This is a genomic window from Faecalimonas umbilicata, assembly GCF_004346095.1.
Classification (GTDB): Bacteria; Bacillota; Clostridia; order Lachnospirales; family Lachnospiraceae; genus Faecalimonas; species Faecalimonas umbilicata.
In genome coordinates this window covers 35,845-56,647 of sequence record NZ_SLZV01000023.1, presented here as the reverse complement: position 1 = coordinate 56,647, position 20,803 = coordinate 35,845, and the positions used below count along the sequence as shown (strand labels likewise).

The 20,803-nt window shown below is 40.3% G+C and carries 35 protein-coding genes; all 35 read right to left on the bottom strand.

The window, feature by feature from the left end; genetic code table 11:
• Nucleotides 1-150: 150 nt before the first annotated feature.
• Nucleotides 151-543: a hypothetical protein gene (locus EDD74_RS11145; RefSeq protein WP_116441105.1), complete on the bottom strand. Its 393-nt coding sequence runs from the start codon at nt 541-543 to the stop codon at nt 151-153.
• A gap of 93 nt (nt 544-636) precedes the next feature.
• Entirely contained in the window at nt 637-1,872 is a 1,236-nt protein-coding gene (locus EDD74_RS11140; protein WP_009263320.1) for an ABC transporter permease, read from the bottom strand.
• Between the two features lie 15 nt (nt 1,873-1,887).
• The gene (locus tag EDD74_RS11135; RefSeq protein ID WP_116441104.1) at nt 1,888-3,573 is read right to left on the bottom strand and encodes an efflux RND transporter periplasmic adaptor subunit; all 1,686 of its coding nucleotides are present in this window, start codon (nt 3,571-3,573) and stop codon (nt 1,888-1,890) included.
• Between the two features lie 2 nt (nt 3,574-3,575).
• Entirely contained in the window at nt 3,576-4,268 is a 693-nt protein-coding gene (locus EDD74_RS11130; protein ID WP_008976976.1) for an ABC transporter ATP-binding protein, read from the bottom strand.
• A 229-nt stretch (nt 4,269-4,497) separates the two neighbouring features.
• Complete coding sequence (locus tag EDD74_RS11125; protein ID WP_008976977.1) at nt 4,498-5,034, bottom strand: bL17 family ribosomal protein; 537 nt, start codon at nt 5,032-5,034, stop codon at nt 4,498-4,500.
• A gap of 108 nt (nt 5,035-5,142) precedes the next feature.
• Nucleotides 5,143-6,102 carry a DNA-directed RNA polymerase subunit alpha gene (locus tag EDD74_RS11120; protein WP_008976978.1) on the bottom strand — a complete coding sequence of 320 codons (960 nt, stop codon included), beginning with the start codon at nt 6,100-6,102 and terminating at the stop codon, nt 5,143-5,145.
• Between the two features lie 284 nt (nt 6,103-6,386).
• A complete protein-coding gene (gene rpsD, locus EDD74_RS11115) occupies nt 6,387-6,980 on the bottom strand; it encodes a 30S ribosomal protein S4 (RefSeq protein ID WP_008976979.1) in 594 nt (197 codons plus the stop codon).
• A gap of 16 nt (nt 6,981-6,996) precedes the next feature.
• Complete coding sequence (rpsK, locus tag EDD74_RS11110; RefSeq protein ID WP_004607272.1) at nt 6,997-7,392, bottom strand: 30S ribosomal protein S11; 396 nt, start codon at nt 7,390-7,392, stop codon at nt 6,997-6,999.
• Nucleotides 7,393-7,422: 30 nt separating this feature from the next.
• Nucleotides 7,423-7,791 carry a 30S ribosomal protein S13 gene (rpsM, locus tag EDD74_RS11105; protein WP_008976980.1) on the bottom strand — a complete coding sequence of 123 codons (369 nt, stop codon included), beginning with the start codon at nt 7,789-7,791 and terminating at the stop codon, nt 7,423-7,425.
• Nucleotides 7,792-8,105: 314 nt separating this feature from the next.
• Entirely contained in the window at nt 8,106-8,219 is a 114-nt protein-coding gene (gene rpmJ, locus EDD74_RS11100; RefSeq protein WP_003497809.1) for a 50S ribosomal protein L36, read from the bottom strand.
• A gap of 117 nt (nt 8,220-8,336) precedes the next feature.
• Nucleotides 8,337-8,555, bottom strand: a complete 219-nt coding sequence (infA, locus tag EDD74_RS11095) for a translation initiation factor IF-1 (RefSeq protein ID WP_004607275.1) — start codon at nt 8,553-8,555, stop codon at nt 8,337-8,339.
• A 13-nt stretch (nt 8,556-8,568) separates the two neighbouring features.
• Complete coding sequence (locus tag EDD74_RS11090; protein WP_008976981.1) at nt 8,569-8,823, bottom strand: RNA-binding protein; 255 nt, start codon at nt 8,821-8,823, stop codon at nt 8,569-8,571.
• 11 nt (nt 8,824-8,834) lie between these two features.
• Nucleotides 8,835-9,590 (bottom strand): type I methionyl aminopeptidase, encoded by a 756-nt coding sequence (gene map, locus EDD74_RS11085; protein ID WP_008976982.1) that lies wholly within the window; start codon nt 9,588-9,590, stop codon nt 8,835-8,837.
• 4 nt (nt 9,591-9,594) lie between these two features.
• Nucleotides 9,595-10,239, bottom strand: a complete 645-nt coding sequence (locus tag EDD74_RS11080) for an adenylate kinase (protein ID WP_116441103.1) — start codon at nt 10,237-10,239, stop codon at nt 9,595-9,597.
• A 75-nt stretch (nt 10,240-10,314) separates the two neighbouring features.
• Nucleotides 10,315-11,631: a preprotein translocase subunit SecY gene (gene secY, locus EDD74_RS11075; RefSeq protein ID WP_008976984.1), complete on the bottom strand. Its 1,317-nt coding sequence runs from the start codon at nt 11,629-11,631 to the stop codon at nt 10,315-10,317.
• Nucleotides 11,631-12,071, bottom strand: coding sequence for a 50S ribosomal protein L15 (rplO, locus tag EDD74_RS11070; RefSeq protein ID WP_008976985.1), 441 nt, complete (start codon nt 12,069-12,071; stop codon nt 11,631-11,633). The genes secY and rplO overlap by 1 nt, the downstream gene beginning before the upstream one ends.
• Nucleotides 12,072-12,093: 22 nt before the next feature.
• On the bottom strand, nt 12,094-12,273 hold the full coding sequence (rpmD, locus tag EDD74_RS11065) for a 50S ribosomal protein L30 (RefSeq protein WP_008976986.1): 180 nt from the start codon (nt 12,271-12,273) through the stop codon (nt 12,094-12,096).
• A 14-nt stretch (nt 12,274-12,287) separates the two neighbouring features.
• Nucleotides 12,288-12,797: a 30S ribosomal protein S5 gene (gene rpsE, locus EDD74_RS11060; RefSeq protein ID WP_008976987.1), complete on the bottom strand. Its 510-nt coding sequence runs from the start codon at nt 12,795-12,797 to the stop codon at nt 12,288-12,290.
• Nucleotides 12,798-12,810: 13 nt separating this feature from the next.
• The gene (gene rplR, locus EDD74_RS11055; RefSeq protein ID WP_008976988.1) at nt 12,811-13,179 is read right to left on the bottom strand and encodes a 50S ribosomal protein L18; all 369 of its coding nucleotides are present in this window, start codon (nt 13,177-13,179) and stop codon (nt 12,811-12,813) included.
• A gap of 17 nt (nt 13,180-13,196) precedes the next feature.
• Complete coding sequence (gene rplF / locus EDD74_RS11050; RefSeq protein ID WP_008976989.1) at nt 13,197-13,739, bottom strand: 50S ribosomal protein L6; 543 nt, start codon at nt 13,737-13,739, stop codon at nt 13,197-13,199.
• Nucleotides 13,740-13,810: 71 nt separating this feature from the next.
• The gene (rpsH, locus tag EDD74_RS11045) at nt 13,811-14,212 is read right to left on the bottom strand and encodes a 30S ribosomal protein S8 (RefSeq protein ID WP_008976990.1); all 402 of its coding nucleotides are present in this window, start codon (nt 14,210-14,212) and stop codon (nt 13,811-13,813) included.
• A gap of 116 nt (nt 14,213-14,328) precedes the next feature.
• Nucleotides 14,329-14,514, bottom strand: coding sequence for a type Z 30S ribosomal protein S14 (locus tag EDD74_RS11040; protein ID WP_004611895.1), 186 nt, complete (start codon nt 14,512-14,514; stop codon nt 14,329-14,331).
• A gap of 17 nt (nt 14,515-14,531) precedes the next feature.
• On the bottom strand, nt 14,532-15,071 hold the full coding sequence (gene rplE / locus EDD74_RS11035) for a 50S ribosomal protein L5 (protein ID WP_008976991.1): 540 nt from the start codon (nt 15,069-15,071) through the stop codon (nt 14,532-14,534).
• Between the two features lie 23 nt (nt 15,072-15,094).
• Nucleotides 15,095-15,418, bottom strand: coding sequence for a 50S ribosomal protein L24 (rplX, locus tag EDD74_RS11030; protein WP_008976992.1), 324 nt, complete (start codon nt 15,416-15,418; stop codon nt 15,095-15,097).
• A gap of 12 nt (nt 15,419-15,430) precedes the next feature.
• Nucleotides 15,431-15,799 carry a 50S ribosomal protein L14 gene (gene rplN, locus EDD74_RS11025; RefSeq protein ID WP_008976993.1) on the bottom strand — a complete coding sequence of 123 codons (369 nt, stop codon included), beginning with the start codon at nt 15,797-15,799 and terminating at the stop codon, nt 15,431-15,433.
• Between the two features lie 33 nt (nt 15,800-15,832).
• Nucleotides 15,833-16,087 (bottom strand): 30S ribosomal protein S17, encoded by a 255-nt coding sequence (gene rpsQ / locus EDD74_RS11020; protein ID WP_008976994.1) that lies wholly within the window; start codon nt 16,085-16,087, stop codon nt 15,833-15,835.
• Between the two features lie 46 nt (nt 16,088-16,133).
• Complete coding sequence (rpmC, locus tag EDD74_RS11015) at nt 16,134-16,340, bottom strand: 50S ribosomal protein L29 (RefSeq protein ID WP_008976995.1); 207 nt, start codon at nt 16,338-16,340, stop codon at nt 16,134-16,136.
• The gene (rplP, locus tag EDD74_RS11010; RefSeq protein ID WP_008976996.1) at nt 16,330-16,767 is read right to left on the bottom strand and encodes a 50S ribosomal protein L16; all 438 of its coding nucleotides are present in this window, start codon (nt 16,765-16,767) and stop codon (nt 16,330-16,332) included. Before rplP ends, rpmC begins: the two co-directional genes overlap by 11 nt.
• Nucleotides 16,768-16,769: 2 nt before the next feature.
• The gene (rpsC, locus tag EDD74_RS11005) at nt 16,770-17,426 is read right to left on the bottom strand and encodes a 30S ribosomal protein S3 (RefSeq protein WP_008976997.1); all 657 of its coding nucleotides are present in this window, start codon (nt 17,424-17,426) and stop codon (nt 16,770-16,772) included.
• An 11-nt stretch (nt 17,427-17,437) separates the two neighbouring features.
• A complete protein-coding gene (gene rplV, locus EDD74_RS11000) occupies nt 17,438-17,824 on the bottom strand; it encodes a 50S ribosomal protein L22 (RefSeq protein WP_008976998.1) in 387 nt (128 codons plus the stop codon).
• A gap of 77 nt (nt 17,825-17,901) precedes the next feature.
• Nucleotides 17,902-18,183: a 30S ribosomal protein S19 gene (gene rpsS, locus EDD74_RS10995; protein WP_004611886.1), complete on the bottom strand. Its 282-nt coding sequence runs from the start codon at nt 18,181-18,183 to the stop codon at nt 17,902-17,904.
• Between the two features lie 25 nt (nt 18,184-18,208).
• Nucleotides 18,209-19,051: a 50S ribosomal protein L2 gene (gene rplB / locus EDD74_RS10990; RefSeq protein WP_009263322.1), complete on the bottom strand. Its 843-nt coding sequence runs from the start codon at nt 19,049-19,051 to the stop codon at nt 18,209-18,211.
• Nucleotides 19,052-19,116: 65 nt separating this feature from the next.
• Nucleotides 19,117-19,416, bottom strand: a complete 300-nt coding sequence (gene rplW / locus EDD74_RS10985) for a 50S ribosomal protein L23 (RefSeq protein ID WP_008977000.1) — start codon at nt 19,414-19,416, stop codon at nt 19,117-19,119.
• The gene (gene rplD, locus EDD74_RS10980) at nt 19,416-20,036 is read right to left on the bottom strand and encodes a 50S ribosomal protein L4 (RefSeq protein ID WP_008977001.1); all 621 of its coding nucleotides are present in this window, start codon (nt 20,034-20,036) and stop codon (nt 19,416-19,418) included. The genes rplW and rplD overlap by 1 nt, the downstream gene beginning before the upstream one ends.
• Nucleotides 20,037-20,064: 28 nt before the next feature.
• Nucleotides 20,065-20,745, bottom strand: coding sequence for a 50S ribosomal protein L3 (rplC, locus tag EDD74_RS10975; protein WP_008977002.1), 681 nt, complete (start codon nt 20,743-20,745; stop codon nt 20,065-20,067).
• Between the last annotated feature and the right edge of the window lie 58 nt (nt 20,746-20,803).

Here is a 20,803-nt window from a genome sequence, read left to right as displayed (position 1 = left end):
TTTTATGGTATTTTATGTATTTGGTCATACTTAATTATACCATGGATTGCGGACTCTTCGGAGTCCGTTTTCTGCTTTTAGGCATAAAAAAGGGAACTATTGCTCTATAGATGATTACTCATCTATTTTGCAACAGCCCCTTCTCTTCCCTTATTCCTTAGACTGATACAATCCCCACAGATATAAAATCGGCAAAATGAAATCGATAATGGAAAATACCTGAAATCCTACCAACATTATAGACTGGATAAATGCAATCACAACGATCACAAGGTAGATGATCATGCCGATCATACATACCTTAAAGGATTTTCCATTCAATCCAAAGATTCCGCATACAAGCATCAACAGGGAAGAAAATAATCCCTGAAGCAACGTCAACGGAGTTGCCATTGCTTTTACTGCACTCATATCTACTCCATTTACAACATCTCCCATAGACTGCAGCATAAAATAACTTCCTACGGTACCAATTGCCCCCATCACAGCAAGTACGATAAAGATAATTGATACAACTTTCAATAATTTGTTTGGTTTAAACATAGATCTCTCCTCCTTTTTCTTTTACTCTTCTGGCAAATTTCATTATGCCACAATGATTCCCTTCTGACAAATACATTTTCTTCTGTTACACTTTTAGAGCTGTCGCAGTGCATCGATCGGACTCATCTTCGCCGCCTTTCTCGCCGGATAAATGCCAAAGACAATTCCAACCCCACACGAGAAACAGGTCGTCAAAACGATTGCTGTCGGAGACAGTCTCGCGGATAATCCACCAATCTCCAGTACCGAGATCAGTCCAGACAGCCCTGCCCCGATCAAAATTCCGATGACTCCACCAATTCCAGAAATGATCGCAGACTCACACAAAAACTGTACGATAATGGATGATGTCTTCGCTCCCAGCGCCTTTCGGATTCCAATCTCTCTTGTCCGCTCTGTCACTGATACAAGCATGATGTTCATGACACCAATTCCTCCGACAACAAGGGAAATTCCTGCTACAAATGCTACAAATGCTGTCACCATGTCAAGCACGCTTCCCATCGCTTCCGCCATGTTCATCTCCTGCTGTTTGACAAAGAGCTCCTCACCCTCTCCCAAATGTCTTGCAGACAATGTCTGAATAGCAGATTTTGTAGCTGCATTTGCCTGGTCTCCACCATTTAAATAGATTGTCAGGCTGGAAAAATCCTCTATCTGGCTTCCCCAGTTTTCTGCTGCTGTATACGGCATCTCAAGAAATACCGGCATCTCCATACCGAACATCTTCATAGCTTCATCATTCGCCTTCATCAATTCCTCATCAGAATCCCGAACTCCAACTATCTGGATCGTCTGCAGTACACCTTCGATCGTCGCCTCTAACTCCATTCCGATGACATCCGGTGTCCCAAACAAATACAATGCACTTGCCTTGTCAATGACGCAGACAGAATCTGCATTGAGTACATTGTCTTCGGTAAAATAATTTCCTCGGATGATCGAAGTCTGCATTGGATTCTTCTCCTCATCCGGCATTGTCAGTGTCACTGACGCATCAAACTCTCCTTTTCTCGTCGTGACTGTCCCCATCGTTGCGCCGGAAGACACTACTCCGATTGCCTTATTTCCAAGATTATCCTTTACTGCTTTCAGATCGTCCCAGGTAATAATATTCGTGTAGCTTGTAGCATCTTTATTAACAATCACAGAGACACTTTTTGTCTCGTCGGTCGCCATCACATCTGCCTTTAATCCGCTTCCGATTGACACAATTGTGATCACAGAAGAAATTCCGATAATGATTCCGAGCATCGTGAGGAAAGAACGCCCTTTATTGGACTTGATACTGTACAATGCCATCTTAATGTATTCCAATAATTGTGCCATCGCGTACCTACCTTTCTATTTCTCCTCTGACTTCGCCACAGTTGTCGTTGTTACTTTCATCCCCTCTTCCACCGTTCCAAAAGTATCTGCAACAACTTTGTCTCCTTCTTTCAGACCTGACTTGATCTCCACCTTGCTGTTGGATGTGATTCCAAGTTCCACTGCCTTTTTCTTCACAACACCATTTTGTACTACATAGACAAAATCTCCTTCGGTCGAAGTATTTACATTTTCATTCGGAAGGTAAAGGACATCCTTTTCCTCTGCCACTGTCATTGTCAACTTTGCCGCAACTCCAATGTAGATATTCTCGTCTGGATTCTGAATCTTTACATTTGCACCGATCACCGGATTCCCTTTTGCATTTGGAACTGCAATCTTATCGATAGATTCTACAACTCCATCATATTTATACTTTCCGATTTTTACAACTGCCTTGCTTCCAACTTCTACTTTGTCAAAATCACTTGCAGGAATTTCCAGCTTCACATTGACATCCTGATTACTCACAAGTGTAAATAACTCTCCTCCTGCGACAGCAGTACCGCCCTCCATCGTCTTTACATCAGAGATCACACCATCAAAATCTGCCTTGATCCCATCTCTTGCCTTTGCCATCAGTTCCTCAGAGCTGAGCACTGCCAGTTCTGCCAGATTCTCCGTGATTGCCATATTGTTGATCTGTCCCTGTGTGAGACTCGTATCCGGAATGCTTGCACTCGGTGTTTCTACAGAAATACTTGCACGAAGCTGCTCTGCCTGTGCCTGTAATGCCTGTACTTCCTGCTGTATCTGCGCATATGCCTGCTGGCTTCCGGTCTGTATCTGGGCACTGATCTGGGCAATCTGGGCATCGAGCGCTGCGTTTGCTCCTTCTTTTTCAGAAATCTCTTTTGATTTCTCAGTAATCTCGGCCTCCAGTTGTGCCTTCTTTTCATCACTTACATTTCCTGCATTAATCTCTTCCCGATGGCTGTTGACTTCCCCATACAATACAGAAATCCGCTCCAAATTTGCAGCCTTCTGTGCATTCCATTCGTCCAACTGCGGCTGAAGAGTCTGGTTCGCAGTAATTTCATCTTGCACACTCTGCTCCAGCGATGCCATCTGCTGTGATTTCGCTGAAATCTGTGATTCTACACTGGCAATCTGCTGTTCTGCCTGTGCACGGGCTGCACCAGCTGCCGCCTGTGCATCGGCCGCTGCCTTCGCTGCCTCAGAAGCACTTCGATCTGCCTGCTCCCTTGCGCTTTGATTTGTATTGACTGCAGACTGAAGATCCATCTGTGCTTTCTGATTGTTCTTTTCCAGATCAGACGTATCAAATGCCACAAGGAGATCTCCTGCTTTCACCGCCTGACCGACCTTCGCACGAAGCTGGCTGACCGGCGCATTGACCGGGGAATAAAATACCTTTTTCTTCTCGCTGTCCACTGTTCCGGATACATTGTAGATTTCTTTCACATCTCCTCGTACCACTTCGACAACTTCCACAGTTCCTCCTGTCTTTTTCTCTTTTGAAGTAAATTGGGACGCAATCACTGCCACAACGACAATTCCCCCGATAACCGGAACAATCACCCAGTTCGGAAGCTTCTTCTTTTTCTTCCGGACATCTGTAGTTTCTTTGCTTCCTTCCTCTTCCTCCGACAGAACGATCATGTCTGTCTCCTCATAAATCTCTTTGTCTTTCTTTCTCACGACTATTCTCCTTGCTTCTCTTCGTTTAAATAATCCTGCTCAATTCTTCCATCTCTTATGTAGATTACTCGCTTTACCTGCTCCGCAATTTCATTATCATGCGTGATGATAATGACTGTTCTTCCTGATTTGTGAAGCCCTTCTAAAATCTGCATGATCTCTTTTGTAGATTTTGAATCCAGATTTCCGGTAGGTTCATCTGCCAGTATCACCGGAGGGCTTGCCGCGATCGCTCTCGCCACTGCGACACGTTGTTGCTGACCTCCTGACATCTCTGACGGTTTGTGTGTCATCCGCTTCTCGAGACCTACTTTGATCAGTGCCTGCTTTGCCGCGGCTCTTCGCGTCTTTCTGTCAATTCCCCGGTAGATCAACGGCAGCTCCACATTGCCAATCGCATCTAGATTGGCAATCAGATTAAACCCCTGAAAGATAAATCCAATCTCCTGATTTCTCACATCGGACAGTTCATTGTCCGTCATTCTCGAAACATCCTTTCCATGCAAAAAGTAACTTCCCGAAGTCGGTGTATCCAGACAACCGATCATATTCATCAACGTGGATTTTCCAGAGCCGGAATGACCAATGATCGCAACAAACTCTCCTTCATGGATCTCCAGGCTGACACCATCTAGCGCACGCACTTCGTTTTCACCCGGATTGTATATCTTATGCATATCTTTAATTGATATCAATGGTTCCACCTTGCCACCCCCATATTGCTATTCTGTGATATCTAAATGTACCTTTGTACTACTTAAATAATACAATTAGTATAGCACTTTTTTCCATAATTGCAATCATTTTTTTTAGAATTCCAAAATGCAAAAAGAGATGAAAGAATACATCTCTGTATTTCTTCCATCTCTTTGTATTGATTTGTCTTATGACTTTTAATTTTATGCTCTGAAATAATCCTGGATCTTATACTAACTCAAGGAGAACTTCCATTGCAGCATCACCTTTACGAAGACCAATCTTAACGATTCTTGTGTATCCACCTTTACGATCTTCGTATTTTGGTGCGATTTCGCTGAATAATTTTTCAACTAAATCTACTTCTTTTGTATTTTTCTTTCTTCCAGCAGCTTTTTCCGGAACTTCTGTCACTGGGTAGAGAACTTTTAACATTTCTCTTCTTGCATGAAGTCTTGAAGGCATATCTTTTTTGATTGTCTTTTCTACTTCATCGTAAACTGTAACTTTCTTTCCGTCTACAACTTCTTTCACTCTCTTGCCGTCTTTATCTTTACGTGCAACTTTTGCTTTTACAGTTACTTCTTCGTAATTGTCTTTTTCTTTTACTGCTAAAGCGATAAGACCTTCTGCAACTTTGCGGATTTCTTTTGCTTTTGCTTCTGTTGTAACGATCTTACCATTGTGAAGTAATGCTGTTACCTGGTTTCTGATTAATGCTTTTCTCTGGCTGCTTGTTCTGCCAAGTTTTCTATATTTTGCCATTTCTAATTTCCTCCATATTTCGGAACACACGGCTATGCACTTCGGGCTTATTAACCGGTGTCATCTAGTTATGCATCTTCGGGCTTACTAGCTAGATGCTGTTATCATTTACTCTTCTCCCGGGCTTAATTCTAATCCGAGTTCTTTTAATTTTGCAAGAACTTCCTCTAATGATTTCCGTCCGAGGTTACGAACTTTCATCATATCTTCCGGAGTTCTGTTTGTCAGTTCTTCCACTGTATTGATGCCGGCTCTCTTTAAGCAGTTGTAAGAACGAACAGAAAGCTCTAATTCATCAATGCTCATCTCTAACACTTTTTCTTTTTCATCGTCTTCTTTTTCGATCATAACTTCTGCAGCCTGAGCTACTTCTGAAAGATCGATGAATAATTTCAAGTGTTCGTTGAGAACCTTAGCAGCAAGGCTGACTGCCTCATCTGGAAGTAATGTTCCATTTGTATATACATCCAGTGTCAGTTTATCATAGTCTGTGATCTGTCCAACACGAGTATTCTCTACTGTCAGATTTACACGTTCTACCGGTGTGTAGATAGAATCAATCGGAATCACGCCGATCGGCAGTTCTTCGTTCTTGTTCTTATCTGCACTGATATAACCTCTGCCTTTTGTGATAGTAAGTTCCATGTAAAGTTTGCTGTCTGCACCGCCATTTAATGTAGCGATCACTGCATCCGGATTCATGATCTCGATATCTGGATCCACCTGAATATCAGCAGCAGTCACGACACCTTCGCCCTCGAACTCAATATAAGCAGTCTTCGGCTCATCTGTCTCGGAACTGTTCTTGATTGCCAGTGATTTCAGATTCATGATGATCTCTGTCACATCTTCCTTCACGCCCGGAATTGAACTGAACTCATGTAACACACCGTCAATCTTTACGTGGCTGATTGCAGCTCCCGGTAAAGAAGAAAGCATGATTCTTCTCAGAGAGTTACCAAGTGTTGTACCATATCCTCTTTCCAAAGGTTCTACAACAAATCTGCCATATTTTTTGTCTTCTGAAATCTCAGTAATTTCAATATTTGGTTTATTAAAATCAAACACGATAAAGTCCCTCCTTCTGGGCTATTAAACTATTGAGGGTAACTATACTCCAAATAAACTTCCCACAGCATATCTATATGCCGTACACATTTTCACACGATACTCTGTCTGAATCCGCATTCCGACAAATAATATATGATAGGATACAACTAGGGGTTCTCACAAAATGAAGCATTCAGCCAAGATATTGCCAACCGCCGATAGACGAAGACGATCTCCTGTAGAAATTTTCCATTTTGCAACACCCCTGTCTGTTGCAGCGTAATCAAACGCAAAAGGTTTAATTATTTAGAATATAATTCGACGATCAACATCTCATCTACTGGAACGTCGATTGCTTCTCTTAATGGAAGCTCTTTTACAGTTCCTTTTAAGTTTTCAGCGTCTGCTTCTAACCAATCTGGTACCATTCTTCCGCCAGTCACTTCTAAGATGTCTTTGTATCTCTGAGAACCTTTATTCTTTTCTTTAATTTCGATAACATCTCCTGCTTTCACTAAGTAAGAAGGAATGTTTACCTGTTTTCCATTTACTAATACATGCTTATGGTCAACGATCTGTCTAGCTTCTTTTCTTGTTCTTGCTAAACCTAAACGGAATACAACGTTGTCTAATCTTGATTCAAGAAGAATCATAAGGTTATCACCTGTCATTCCGTTCATTTTCTGAGCCTTTGCAAAATAGTTTCTGAAAGGTTTTTCTAAAACGCCATAGATAAATTTTGCTTTTTGTTTTTCGCGTAATTGAAGTCCGTATTCGCTCATTTTTCTATTAGCTCTTTTTAATTGTCTGTTAGATTTTTTATCAATTCCTAAATAGATTGGGTCCATACCTAATGAACGGCATCTTTTCAGAACTGGAACTCTATTTACTGCCATTTTCGTATCCTCCTAATTACACTCTTCTACGTTTTGGTGGGCGACATCCGTTATGTGGAACTGGTGTTACGTCCTTGATGCTTGTTACATCGATTCCGCATGCCTGAAGCGCACGGATTGCTGCTTCTCTACCAGAACCTGGTCCTTTTACCATAACGTCTACTGATTTCAAACCATGTACTAATGCTGCTTTTGCTGCTGTCTCAGCTGCCATCTGTGCTGCATAAGGAGTAGATTTCCTTGAACCTCTAAATCCCAGACCACCTGCACTTGCCCATGAAAGAGCATTTCCCTGAGCATCTGTTAATGTTACGATTGTATTATTAAAAGATGATTGGATATGTGCCTGTCCGCGTTCAACGTTTTTCTTGACACGTTTCTTTGTCACTTTTTTTGTAACTTTCTTAGCCATTTAAACTAACCTACTTTCTACGAATTCTTATTATTTCTTCTTGTTTGCTACTGTTCTCTTAGGACCTTTTCTTGTTCTGGCATTTGTCTTTGTCTTCTGACCACGTACCGGAAGTCCTCTTCTGTGACGGATTCCTCTATAGCATCCGATTTCCTGTAATCTCTTGATGTTAAGAGCGATCTCTCTTCTAAGATCACCTTCTACTAACTGAGTTTCATCGATTACAGCACTGATTTTCTTTACTTCTTCGTCAGTTAAATCTCTGACACGAGTATCAGGATTTACTCCTGCCTCTTCTAAGATACGATTAGAGCTTACTCTACCAATTCCGTAGATGTAAGTTAATCCGATTTCTACACGTTTGTCTCTTGGTAAGTCTACACCAGCAATACGAGCCATGTGATTTTCCTCCATTTTGAATCTTGGTCAGCAAGAAGTATGCATAGCCCCTGGGTTACAGGTCTGAAATGTAGTATACACCCTCTTCTGCCGTAGTTTATATTGTCTCAAATTGGGACGCCGGGATCTTCATCCTTCTTCACTGCGTCCAGCCACAGTTTCCCGTGACCTTTCTGGCCGGAGCCAGTATTATAAGCAATATACAATCGGTATGTTCTTGTATATTTTAATAACACCACACACCCTGGTGTGTCATGTTACAGCCGCCTAAATAAATCTTTGTGCTTTACGCACAAATTCGACAACGACGCTTATTATCCTTGTCTTTGTTTGTGTTTCGGATTTTCACAGATTACTCTGATGCTTCCTTTTCTTTTAATGATTTTGCATTTTTCGCAAATTGGTTTAACTGATGATCTAACCTTCACGTCAAATCCTCCTTTCATCCACTGCTCTGCCTATATTTACCCACTATTCTGCAAAATAATCACAAAACAGTTCGCCTAATATTATAGCATTATAATTTTAATAAAGTCAATAGTTTTTTACTTATCTCTCCAAATAATTCTACCTTTTGACAAATCATACGGTGATAACTCTAAGGTTACTTTATCTCCCGGAAGAATTTTGATAAAATTCATACGCAGCTTTCCGCTGATATGTGCAAGTACCTGATGTCCATTTTCTAATTCTACCTGAAACATCGCATTTGGTAACTTCTCTACTACTGTTCCTTCAATTTCAATCACGTCAGCTTTTGACATTTTTTACACCCTCCTAATGATTCACGTTCTTTTCCTTATATAATTTCAGTATCCGTTTTACTGCCACATCGTCTGCGGCCTGTATCTCGTATCGTTCTGTAATGATCTGTACATGCTTCCTTTTCTTCTTTTTAGGTTTGTCACATGTACGATTCTCTCCATTTACAAGATACACATCGTTTTCATCCATATCTTTGATGATATAAATCTGCCCTTTGTCATGCCCGGCTTTTGATCTTGCGAGCATTCCTGTTTCTAATTCCTTCATATTCTGTCCTCTTACTTCAATAAGGTTAAAAGTACCGGTTCGTCTTTTGTGATCAACACCGTATTTTCGTAATGTGCAGATAAGGAACCATCTCTTGTCACGACTGTCCAGTCATCATCCAGCCAGTCGACCTCATGCGTACCGATGTTGATCATCGGTTCGATCGCCAGTGTCATTCCAGCGCGCAGTTTCGGTCCTCTTCTTCCCTGTGCAAAGTTTGGTATCTCAGGTGATTCGTGCAGGTGAGTACCGATTCCATGTCCGCATAATTCTCTTACGACACCATATCCTCTCTCCTCCGCATATCTTCCGATTGCTGCTGAAATTTCAAATAAATGCATTCCCTCTCGGGCAAATTTGATTCCTTCAAAGAAAGATTCTCTTGTCACCTTGATCAGATCAGCTGCTTCCTTGCTGATTTCGCCGACCGCATGTGTCCTTGCAGCATCCGAATGATATCCTTTGTAGATCACTCCTGCATCGAGACTGACAATATCTCCTTCTTTTATGATCCTGTTCTTCGACGGAATCCCATGTACCACTTCGTCATTGACTGATACACAGATGGACGCCGGATATCCATTATAATTGAGAAATGACGGAATGCATCCATAACTTCTGATCACTTCCTCACCGATCTTATCAATGTCAAGTGTCGTCATCCCCGGGTGCAATGCCTTCTCAAGTTCCTCATGTACGGCTGCGAGAATCCTTCCCGCCTCTGTCATCAGTTCGATTTCTCTTGCCGATTTCATTGTAATTGGCATATGCTTACGCTCCTAAAATCTCAACGATCACCGCAAATACAGCTTCCATATCCACTGTTCCGTCGACCTCTTTTAATACATGCTTCTCTGTGTAGTATTGGATCAAAGGCTGTGTCTGCTCATGGTAAACACCAAGACGCTTTAAAACTGTCTCTGGCTGATCGTCCTCTCTTAAGATCAAGTCTGCACCACAGACATCACATACATTCTCCACCTTTGTCGGTGCATATTCTACATGATAAGTGGCACCACAGCCTACACATGCTCTTCTTCCTGACATTCTATTTACAATGTTTTCATCTGGTACTTCTACATTGATCGCATAGTCCACTTTCTGTCCAAGTGCTTCCAATGCACGGTCAAGCGCTTCTGCCTGCGGAATTGTTCTCGGGAATCCATCAAGTACATATCCATTTTTGCAGTCTTCCTGATTCACTCGATCCACAACCAGATTTACTACAAGCTCATCCGGAACAAGAAGTCCCTGATCCATATATGTCTTTGCCTGTTTTCCCAGTTCTGTCCCGTTTTTAATATTCGCTCTGAAAATATCTCCTGTGGAAATATGTGGAATCTGATATTTTGCAGCAATTTTTTTTGCCTGTGTTCCTTTGCCTGCCCCCGGCGCACCTAGCATAATAATTTTCATGGCATTTTCCTCCAAACGCGACGATATGTCCGTATAGTATTTTAGTGTTCTGAAAAAATTCAGAACACTAATTGATTACTTATTTAAAAAACCTTTATAATTTCGTACAAGCAGCTGGGATTCAATCTGTTTGATCGTCTCCAGTACAACACCTACGATAATGATCAGAGATGTTCCGCCGAAGGAAACATTTGCTCCGAGCCAGCCATTGAATACGAAAGGAATTACCTGTACAATGATCAGTCCTACTGCTCCGATAAAGATGATATAATTCAGGATCTTTGTCAGATAGTCTGCTGTCGGTTTTCCCGGACGGATACCCGGAATAAACCCACCGCTCTTTTTCATATTGTTTGCAATCTCTAACGGATTAAATGTAATAGATGTATAGAAATATGCAAAGAAAACAGTCAGGACAATATATAAGATCAGTCCCCAGGAATATTTTAATTGCTCTGGATTACACCAGTTATTAGAACTTAATCCTTTCAGAATCTCACTTCCGATTCCCTTTCCGTTTCCCTTTCCTAAGAAAGAAGCGATCACGACCGGGAATTGCATCAAAGAAGATGCAAAAATAACAGGAACAACACCTGCTGTATTTACTTTCAATGGGATAAATGAAGACTGTCCTCCTACACTTCTTCTTCCCTGGATTCTCTGGGAATACTGAACAGCGATCTTTCTCTGTCCATCTTGAAGAATAATAACAAAGACAACTACTACAAGTATAATTGCAAGTATAATAACAGCTGCGAGTCCTGCGGAAGCAAGGCTCTTGCCTTTCATGAACTGATTATACAGTGTCACAAAGTCATCTGGTACTCTTGAAATGATATTGATCAGAAGTACGATGGAAATACCATTTCCCACACCCTTCTCATTAATCCGCTCACCGATCCACATAAGGAATGCAGAACCAGCTGTGAGTGTCACTACTACTACTGCAGCATTTACAAAATTAAAATCAACAAGAAGTCCCTGACGTCCAAATCCAACAGCCATTGCTGTAGATTCAATCAGTGCAAGAGCCACTGTCACATAACGAGTAATCGCTGCAATCTTCTTTCTTCCATCTTCTCCATCTTTCTGCATTTCCTCCAATTTTGGAATTGCAATTGTGAGAAGCTGCATAATGATAGAAGATGTAATGTATGGAGTGATGCTCAGCGCGAATACTGACATCTGTGTGAAAGAACCGCCAGTGAAAGCGTTAAAAAAGTTAAACGCTTCCCCTGTCTGACTTTCAAAAAAATTCTGAATATAAGTTGGATCAACACCCGGTGTCGGCAATTGTGAACCTATTCGAATCACAACAAGCATCATAAATGTATAGAAAATCTTTTTTCTAATATCTGCCACTTGAAATGCTTTCCGAAATGTTTTTAGCATTAGATCACCTCTGCTTTTCCACCGAGAGCCTCAATTTTAGCTGCAGCGCTTGCGCTGAAAGCGTTTGCCTGAACAGTAAGTTTCTTTGTAAGTTCACCGTTTCCAAGAATCTTAACACCATCTCTAGGATTCTTAACAATTCCTGCTTCGATTAATGTCTCAACTGAAACAACTGAATCATTTTCAAATACTTCTAATGCGCTCAGATTAATACCAACGATTTCTTTAGAGTTTCTGCATGTGAAACCTCTCTTTGGTATTCTTCTGTATAATGGCATCTGTCCACCTTCAAAACCTGGTCTTGTAGCGCCTGAACGTGCTTTCTGACCTTTATGTCCTTTACCAGCAGTTTTGCCATTTCCTGACCCATGTCCGCGGCCTCTTCTGAAATTATCACTATGTTTTGACCCATCAGCAGGTCTTAAGCTTGATAAGTTCATCGTGACACCTCCTTGTCTATAATTATGCTTCTTCTACTTTCACTAAATGTCTAACTTGCTGAACCATTCCTCTTGTTGCAGCGTTGTCCGGTAATTCAACTGTTTTGTTCAGTTTCTTTAAACCTAAAGCTTCCACTGTCTTTTTGTGTTTTGGAACAGCACCGATTGTAGATTTTACTAATGTAACTTTTAAATTTGCCATGTTCAATCTCCTCCTTAGCCTAAAATCTCTTCAACAGATTTTCCGCGAAGTTTAGCTACTTCTTCTGGAGTTTTAATCTGACTTAATCCCTCGATCGTAGCAAGTACTACGTTCTGTTTGTTGTTAGATCCTAAAGATTTTGTACGGATATTTTTGATACCTGCAAGCTCGATAACCGCACGTGCCGGACCTCCGGCGATAACTCCAGTACCGTCTGGAGCTTTTTTAAGTAATACAGAAGCACTTCCAAATTTACCAATTAAATCGTGTGTAATACTTCCATTCTCATCTAATGAAACAGAAATAAGTTTTTTTGCTGCATCTTCTTTTCCTTTGCGGATTGCTTCCGGAATTTCAGCAGCTTTTCCTAAACCAGCACCAACATGGCCATTTCCATCACCAACAACTACTAAAGCTGTGAATCTGAAGTTACGACCACCTTTAACAACTTTTGTTACTCGTTTGATTGATACCACTTTTTCTGTTAGTTCTAATTGACTAGCATCAATGCGATTTTGTTTCATTGTGTTCCTCCTCCTAGAATTCTAATCCAGCTTCTCTAGCTGCATCAGCTAATGCTTTGATTTTTCCCTGGTATATAAATCCGCCTCTGTCAAAGACAACAGTGTTAATACCTTTTTCGATTGCTCTCTTTGCAATCACTGTTCCTAAATATGCTGCTGCATCAACGTTGTTAGTTTTTTCTAATTCTGCTTTTACTTCTTTCTGAAGAGTAGATGCAGATACCAGAGTCTTTCCAACTGTATCGTCAATAATTTGAGCATACATATGATTATTACTTCTGAACACAGCTAAACGTGGTCTTTCAGCTGTACCGCTGAAACGGTTACGCAGTCTTCTATGTTTGTTTACGCGAACTTCGCTTCTTGATTTTTTACTAACCATTTTCACACTCTCCTTAATTATTTTTTACCAGTCTTACCAACTTTACGTCTGATAACTTCATCAGCATATTTAATACCTTTACCTTTGTAAGGTTCCGGTCTTCTCTTATCTCTGATTTCAGCTGCGTATTGGCCTACTTTTTCTTTATCGATACCTTTTACAGTAATTTTGTTCTGTCCGTCAAGTACTGTTTCAACACCTTCTGGATCGATCATTTCTACTGGGTGAGAGTATCCTAAACTTAATGTTAATTTGTTTCCTGATTTTGCGGCTTTGTAACCAACACCATTTACTTCAAGAACTTTTTCGTATCCCTGAGTAACACCAACTACCATGTTGTTGATGAGTGTTCTTGTAAGACCGTGTAACGCTTTCATTCTCTTTAAGTCGCTTGGTCTTGTTACTACGATTTCTTCGCCTTCTTTTTTGATTTCCATCTCTGTTGGAAGCTCTCTTACAAGAGTTCCTTTAGGACCTGTTACAGTCACTTTGTTGTTCTCAGCGATTTCCACAGTTACACCTGCTGGAATTGCTACTGGCAGTCTTCCGATACGTGACATACCTTTACCTCCTACACTTAAATTTTCGGAGAAGCAATTTATGCTTCTCTGTTTTCAGTTGCATTTGCCGATTACCAAACGAAGCAGAGTACCTCTCCACCAACATTCAGTTTTCTAGCTTCTTTATCAGTAACTACACCATGATTTGTAGAAATGATAGCTGTTCCAAGTCCGCCTAATACTCTAGGAAGATCTTCTTTGTTTGCATATACACGAAGACCTGGCTTAGAGATTCTCTTAAGACCTGTGATAACTTTTTCATTCTTATCTGCACCATATTTTAATGTGATGCGGATTGTCTTGAAGTTACCATCTTCGATTACGTCATATTTTGCAATGTATCCTTCGTTGAAAAGGATTTCTGCGATAGCAAGTTTCATTTTAGATGCCGGAACATCTACTGTATCATGTTTTGCAGTGTTTGCATTACGGATTCTTGTAAGCATATCTGCGATTGGATCACTCATAGTCATTTGAAGTTGCCTCCTATTTTTTCATTCTTCATTTACTTGTTACATCCTTCAGATGCAGCCGGAAAATCCGACCGCTTCTACTACGGATATCCTGTTTGCTCTTTCTATTTTGTGGCTTACCAGGAAGCTTTCTTTACTCCCGGGATCTGTCCTTTGTATGCTAATTCACGGAAACATACTCTGCAGATTCCGTATTTTCTTAAATATGCATGTGGACGACCACAGATTCTACAACGATTGTACTCTCTAGTAGAGAATTTTTGTTTACGTTGTTGTTTAATTTTCATAGATGTTTTTGCCATGAAATATTTCCTCCCTACTATTTTGTAAATGGCATATTGAATAATTTCAATAATTCGCGAGCTTCTTCGTCAGTCTTAGCTGTTGTAACAAAGATAACGTCCATACCTCTTACTTTATCTACTTTATCGTATTCGATTTCCGGGAAGATTAATTGTTCTTTGATACCAAGAGCATAGTTACCTCTTCCATCAAATGCGTTCGGATTTACTCCTCTGAAGTCACGTACACGAGGTAATGCTAAGTTGATCAGACGATCTGCAAACTCATACATTTTTTCTCCTCTTAAAGTAACTTTACATCCGATAGCCATTCCTTCTCTTAATTTGAAGTTCGCTACAGATTTTTTTGCTTTTGTGAGAACTGCTTTCTGTCCTGAGATTTTCTCAAGATCAGCTACTGCTGATTCTAACACTTTCGCATTGTCTTTTGCTTCGCCAACACCCATGTTGATAACGATCTTATCAAGTTTTGGCACTTCCATAATATTTTTGTATCCAAATTTCTTAATCATAGCATCTACGATTTCGTTTTGGTATTGTTCTTTCAGTCTACTCAAAGTTCTGGTCCTCCTTTCCCGAATTAGTTCTTCTTATCAACGATCACTTCGCCTGTTGATTTTGCTACACGCACTTTTTTGTCTCCGTCCATCTTGAACCCGATTCTTGTAGGTTTTCCGTTGTGGACATACATTACGTTAGAAATATCAATAGGACCTTCTTGGTGAACGATACCGCCATTCTGATTAGCAGCACTTGGTTTTGTGTGCTTTGTCAGCATATTGATACCTTCAACTAATACTGTTCCGTCTTTTTTGTTGACAGCAATTACTTTGCCTTCTTTATCTTTATCTTTTCCAGCGATCACTTTTACAGTATCACCTTTTTTGATTTTCATAGTTGACATTCCGGTACCTCCTTATAATACTTCTGGAGCTAATGAAACAATTTTCATAAACTGTTTCTCACGAAGCTCTCTCGCTACTGGTCCAAAAATACGAGTTCCTCTTGGGTTTTTGTCATCTTTAATAATTACAGCAGCATTTTCATCAAATCTGATATAAGAACCGTCTTTACGACGAGCACCTTTTACTGTACGTACAACTACGGCTTTCACTACATCGCCTTTTTTAACAACACCACCTGGTGTTGCATCTTTAACGCTGGCAACGATCACATCACCAATGCTGGCATATCTTCTAGTAGAACCACCTAACACGCGGATGCAGAGTAATTCTTTAGCACCTGTGTTGTCTGCTACTTTAAGTCTACTTTCTTGTTGTATCATGCCGGTAAACCTCCTTCATAATTCTAAAGCAAATTATTTTGCTTTTTCCATAATTTCTACAAGTCTCCATCTCTTATCTTTTGATAAAGGTCTTGTTTCCATAACTTTTACGATATCGCCCATTCCGCATTCGTTGTTTTCATCATGAGCTTTTAATTTATATGTTCTCTTTACGATTTTGTTGTACAGAGGGTGTTTTACGTGATCCTCTACTGCAACTACGATAGTTTTATCCATCTTGTCACTTACAACTTTACCTGTACGAGTTTTTCTTAAATTTCTTTCCACAGTTTCTACTCCTTTCCGAAGTTCCTGAAGCTATATTCTATGAATATTACTCAGCTTTTGCCATCTCTGTAATTACAGTCTGGATTCTGGCAATATTTTTTCTTACTTCTTTAATTCTGCTTGTGTTGTCTAATTGATTTGTTGCGTTCTGGAATCTTAAGTTGAAAAGTTCCTTTTTAGCAGCTACTAATTCTTCATTCAATTCTGCAGCTGATTTTGCCTTTAAATCTTCTACAAATTTATTAATTTTCACTGTTATCACCGCCTTCTAATTCTTCGCGAGAAACAATCTTACATTTACAAGGTAACTTGTGCATTGCAAGACGTAATGCTTCACGAGCTACTTCTTCAGGTACTCCTGAAAGTTCAAACATTACACGTCCTGGTTTTACAACTGCTACCCAGTATTCCAGAGTTCCTTTACCAGAACCCATACGTGTTTCAGCTGGTTTTGTAGTTACAGGTTTGTCCGGGAATATTTTGATCCAAACTTTACCACCACGTTTGATGTAACGTGTCATAGCGATACGGGCTGCTTCGATCTGATTTGAACGGATCCAGCATGGTTCCATTGCAACAATACCATATTCACCGTTTGTGATTTTATTTCCACGTAAAGCTTTTCCTTTCATAGAACCACGGAATTGTTTACGACGTTTTACTCTTTTAGGCATTAACATAATTATTTATCGCTCCCTTCCTTAGTCTCTTTTGTTGGAAGAACTTCGCCTTTGTAGATCCATACTTTAACACCAACTTTTCCATAAGTTGTGTCAGCTTCAGCGAATCCATAGTCGATGTCTGCTCTTAATGTCTGAAGCGGGATTGTTCCTTCGCTGTAAAATTCTGTACGAGCCATATCTGCTCCACCTAAACGTCCTGATACAGAAGTTTTTACACCAAGTGCTCCTGCTTTCATTGTTCTTGACATACAAGATTTCATTGCACGTCTGAAAGAAATACGGTTCTCTAACTGTAATGCAATGTTCTCAGCTACTAACTGAGCATCTTTGTCTGGTCTTTTGATTTCTTTGATATCTACAACTAATTTCTTATCTGTAAATTTAGCTAATTCAGCTTTTACTTTCTCGATCTCAGCTCCACCTTTACCGATTACTACACCTGGTTTTGCTGTATAGATGATGATTTTCACGCGGTCAGATGCTCTTTCGATCTCAATCTTAGAAACTCCTGCGCTATATAATTTCTTTTTCAGAAATGTTCTGATTTTATGGTCTTCTACTAAATAATCTGCAAATTTGTCTTCTGCATACCATTTAGAGTCCCAATCTTTGATAACACCGACTCTTAAGCCATGAGGATTAACTTTCTGTCCCATGATTGCCCTCCTTATCTTTCATTCAGCACAAGTGTAATGTGGCTCATTCTCTTCTCGATTCTGTAAGCTCTTCCCTGTGCTCTCGGTCTAATTCTCTTCATTGTTGGTCCCTTGTTTGCGTAACATTCTTCAATGTAAAGGTTCTCAACATTCATACCGTTGTTGTTCTCAGCATTTGCGATTGCTGATTCTAATAATTTCTTTATTAAACTAGAAGCGTATCTTGGATTGTAAGTTAAAATACCAAGTGCTGTCTGTACATCCTTACCTCTGATGGCATCTAATACGAAACATGCTTTCTGAACTGAAACTCTAGCGTAAGATAACTTAGCTGACGGTCTAGTGTCTTTGTTTGCATTTCTCTCTCTTTTGATTTGGGATCTATGTCCTTTAGCCATGGATGAATCCTCCTTTCATAATTAAGCCCTCCCCAAGGGTACTATGTACCCAAAGGGTGTTGTTTTATTCATCTCTATTAACGAACTCTTGATTTCTTTTCGTCTTTTCCATGTCCTCTGTATGTTCTTGTTGCAACGAACTCTCCGAGTTTGTGTCCAACCATATCTTCTGTTACATATACAGGTACATGTTTTCTTCCGTCATGAACGGCGATTGTATGTCCAACCATCTGTGGGAAGATTGTAGAGCGACGTGACCATGTTTTGATCACTGATTTGTCGCCTGCTTCATTCATAGCTTTTACTTTTTTAAGTAAGCTTTCGTCCGCGAATGGTCCTTTTTTAAGTGAGCGAGCCATAGGTTCTAACCTCCTTGTAAACTATTTATTTGATACCTTTACCATCTCTTCTTCTAACGATTAACTTGTTAGAATGTTTGTTTTTCTTTCTTGTCTTAAGACCAAGTGCTGGTTTACCCCAAGGTGTACATGGACCTGGACGACCAATACCAGTCTTACCTTCACCACCACCGTGTGGATGGTCGTTAGGGTTCATAACAGAACCACGAACTGTTGGTCTGATACCCATGTGACGTTTACGTCCGGCTTTACCGATGTTCACAAGGTTGTGATCTCCGTTTCCTACTACACCGATAGATGCTCTACAAATGATCGGAACCATTCTCATCTCTCCAGACGGAAGTCTAAGTGTAGCGTATTTTCCTTCTTTCGCCATTAACTGAGCGCTGTTACCAGCTGAACGAACTAACTGTCCGCCTCTTCCTGGATATAACTCGATGTTGTGAATCTGTGTACCAACCGGAATTTCAGAAAGTGGTAAGCAGTTTCCTACTCTTACTTCTGCTTCTGGTCCGTTCATAACTTTCATTCCATCTGTTAATCCCTGAGGAGCTAAGATGTAAGCTTTCTCTCCATCTGCGTAGCAGATTAAAGCGATGTTAGCTGTTCTGTTCGGATCGTATTCGATACCGATTACAGTAGCCGGAATTCCGTCTTTTCTTCTCTTGAAATCAATTACTCTATATTTTCTTTTTGCTCCGCCTCCGCGGTGTCTAACTGTGATTTTACCCTGATTGTTACGACCAGCTGTTTTGCTTAAAGATACAACTAAAGATTTCTCCGGAGTTGTCTTTGTGATCTCTGAGAAATCAGAGCCAGTCATATGTCTTCTGGAAGGTGTATATGGGCGGTATGTTTTAATTCCCATTACTGTCTCTCCTTTCAATTCCTAATTTTTCGTTTCACGGATTTGCACCGTATAGTTACTTTATCTTATAAGCCTTCGAAAATCTCGATATCAGCGCTTTCTTCTGTAAGCTGAACGATTGCTTTCTTTGTCTTTGCAGTTTTTCCGTATGTCATACCACGTCTTTTTGTTTTTCCATCAAGATTCATAGTATTTACGCTTTTTACTTTTGTTCCTGCGAACATTTTTTCAACTGCTTCTTTTACCTGAGACTTTGTTGCCTGTGGATGAACTAAAAATGTGTATTTCTTTTCAGCCATAGCAGCCATACTCTTCTCAGTGATCACTGGTTTAAGGATTACATCATAATACTGAATGCTTGCCATTATGCGTACACCTCCTCGATAGTCTCAACAGCTGCTTTCGTAGCGATTACTGTGTTGTATTTCAGAATGTCGTATACATTGATTGTATTTGTACGAGCTGTCTTAACAGAAGGAATGTTTCTTGCAGATAATTCTGCATTCTTGTTTCCATCTTCTAAAACAACTAACGCTTTTGCTACATTTAAGTTGTTCAGTACATTCTGGAAATTCTTTGTCTTGATCTCTCCAAAGTTGATCTCATCAAGAACGATGAATTTCTTTTCTTCTACTCTACTTGTCAGAGCTGATTTCAGAGCAGCTCTCTTCTCTTTCTTATTTAATTTGAAAGAGTAATCTCTTGGTGTTGGAGCAAATACAACTCCGCCGCCTGTCCATTGTGGAGCTCTTGTAGAACCTTGTCTTGCATGACCTGTTCCTTTTTGTCTCCATGGTTTTCTACCACCGCCGCGAACTTCTGAGCGAGTTTTTGCTTTCTGTGTTCCCTGACGTTTATTTGCAAGTTGGCTTACAACTGCCATGTGTAATAAGTGTTCGTTTACTTCAACACCGAATACTGCATCGCTTAAGTCGATTGTTCCAACTTCTTTACCTTCGATATTATAAACAGATACGTTTGCCATCTGTGTGTTCCTCCTTTCCTATTAAAGACTAGATTGCTTTTACGCTTTCTTTAATTGTCACTAAAGATTTCTTAGGTCCCGGTACAGATCCCTTTACTAAGATTAAGTTGTTTTCAGCATCTACTCTTACGATTTCAAGATTTTGAATTGTAATTCTCTTGCTTCCCATGTGTCCCGGCATCTTCTTTCCTTTGAATACCTTGCTCGGATCAGATGCAGCACCATTGGAACCTGCATGACGATGGAATTTAGAACCGTGAGTCATAGGTCCTCTGTGTTGGTTATGTCTCTTGATCGCACCCTGGAATCCTTTACCTTTAGAGATTGCAGTAGCATCTACTTTATCTCCAGCAGCAAAGATATCAGCTTTGATTTCCTGTGCTAATTCGAACTCGTCAGCGTTTTCAAATTTGAATTCTCTTACAAATCTCTTGCTTGAAACACCAGCTTTGTCAAAATGTCCTTTTTCTGCTTTTGTTGTACCGTGTCTGTGCACGATTGTTTTCTTACCGTTCTTGTCTACGTTAACGATTTTGTCTTTCTTGTCAACGAAACCAACCTGAACAGCGCTGTAACCGTCGTTCTCAACTGTCTTGATCTGTGTTACTACACATGGACCAGCCTGAAGTACAGTTACTGGAGTTAAAACTCCGTCTTCGTTGAAGATTTGAGTCATTCCGACTTTTGTAGCTAAAATAGCTTTCTTCATTATAATTACCTCCTGTGATTTACAGCGGAACACTGAATATATGTGTTCATCCTAAATA

Bases quoted from the DNA above. Each gene is read 5' to 3' on its own strand.
- EDD74_RS11145 (WP_116441105.1), bottom strand. From the start codon at position 543: ATGTTTAAACCAAACAAATTATTGAAAGTTGTATCAATTATCTTTATC.
- EDD74_RS11140 (WP_009263320.1), bottom strand. From the start codon at position 1,872: ATGGCACAATTATTGGAATACATTAAGATGGCATTGTACAGTATCAAG.
- EDD74_RS11125 (WP_008976977.1), bottom strand. From the start codon at position 5,034: ATGGCAAAATATAGAAAACTTGGCAGAACAAGCAGCCAGAGAAAAGCA.
- rpsD (WP_008976979.1), bottom strand. From the start codon at position 6,980: ATGGCAGTAAATAGAGTTCCAGTTCTGAAAAGATGCCGTTCATTAGGT.
- rpsK (WP_004607272.1), bottom strand. From the start codon at position 7,392: ATGGCTAAGAAAGTTACAAAAAAAGTGACAAAGAAACGTGTCAAGAAA.
- rpsM (WP_008976980.1), bottom strand. From the start codon at position 7,791: ATGGCTCGTATTGCTGGTGTAGACTTACCAAGAGACAAACGTGTAGAA.
- infA (WP_004607275.1), bottom strand. From the start codon at position 8,555: ATGTCAAAAGCTGACGTGATTGAAATTGAAGGAACAGTAGTAGAGAAG.
- EDD74_RS11090 (WP_008976981.1), bottom strand. From the start codon at position 8,823: ATGAAGGAATTAGAAACAGGAATGCTCGCAAGATCAAAAGCCGGGCAT.
- map (WP_008976982.1), bottom strand. From the start codon at position 9,590: ATGCCAATTACAATGAAATCGGCAAGAGAAATCGAACTGATGACAGAG.
- EDD74_RS11080 (WP_116441103.1), bottom strand. From the start codon at position 10,239: ATGAAAATTATTATGCTAGGTGCGCCGGGGGCAGGCAAAGGAACACAG.
- secY (WP_008976984.1), bottom strand. From the start codon at position 11,631: ATGCTAAAAACATTTCGGAAAGCATTTCAAGTGGCAGATATTAGAAAA.
- rplO (WP_008976985.1), bottom strand. From the start codon at position 12,071: ATGAACTTATCAAGCTTAAGACCTGCTGATGGGTCAAAACATAGTGAT.
- rpmD (WP_008976986.1), bottom strand. From the start codon at position 12,273: ATGGCAAATTTAAAAGTTACATTAGTAAAATCTACAATCGGTGCTGTT.
- rpsE (WP_008976987.1), bottom strand. From the start codon at position 12,797: ATGAAACAAAATCGCATTGATGCTAGTCAATTAGAACTAACAGAAAAA.
- rplR (WP_008976988.1), bottom strand. From the start codon at position 13,179: ATGGTTAGTAAAAAATCAAGAAGCGAAGTTCGCGTAAACAAACATAGA.
- rplF (WP_008976989.1), bottom strand. From the start codon at position 13,739: ATGTCACGTATCGGAAGACTGCCAGTAGCAATTCCAGCAGGTGTAACT.
- rpsH (WP_008976990.1), bottom strand. From the start codon at position 14,212: ATGACTATGAGTGATCCAATCGCAGATATGCTTACAAGAATCCGTAAT.
- EDD74_RS11040 (WP_004611895.1), bottom strand. From the start codon at position 14,514: ATGGCAAAAACATCTATGAAAATTAAACAACAACGTAAACAAAAATTC.
- rplX (WP_008976992.1), bottom strand. From the start codon at position 15,418: ATGTCAACTATGAAAATCAAAAAAGGTGATACTGTAAAAGTGATCGCT.
- rplN (WP_008976993.1), bottom strand. From the start codon at position 15,799: ATGATACAACAAGAAAGTAGACTTAAAGTAGCAGACAACACAGGTGCT.
- rplP (WP_008976996.1), bottom strand. From the start codon at position 16,767: ATGTTAATGCCTAAAAGAGTAAAACGTCGTAAACAATTCCGTGGTTCT.
- rpsC (WP_008976997.1), bottom strand. From the start codon at position 17,426: ATGGGACAGAAAGTTAATCCTCATGGCTTAAGAGTCGGTGTTATCAAA.
- rplV (WP_008976998.1), bottom strand. From the start codon at position 17,824: ATGGCTAAAGGACATAGATCCCAAATCAAAAGAGAGAGAAATGCAAAC.
- rpsS (WP_004611886.1), bottom strand. From the start codon at position 18,183: ATGGCTCGCTCACTTAAAAAAGGACCATTCGCGGACGAAAGCTTACTT.
- rplB (WP_009263322.1), bottom strand. From the start codon at position 19,051: ATGGGAATTAAAACATACCGCCCATATACACCTTCCAGAAGACATATG.
- rplW (WP_008977000.1), bottom strand. From the start codon at position 19,416: ATGGCAAGCATTCAGTATTATGATGTAATCCTTAAACCAGTGATCACT.
- rplD (WP_008977001.1), bottom strand. From the start codon at position 20,036: ATGGCAAACGTATCTGTTTATAATATCGAAGGTAAAGAAGTTGGAACA.
- rplC (WP_008977002.1), bottom strand. From the start codon at position 20,745: ATGAAGAAAGCTATTTTAGCTACAAAAGTCGGAATGACTCAAATCTTC.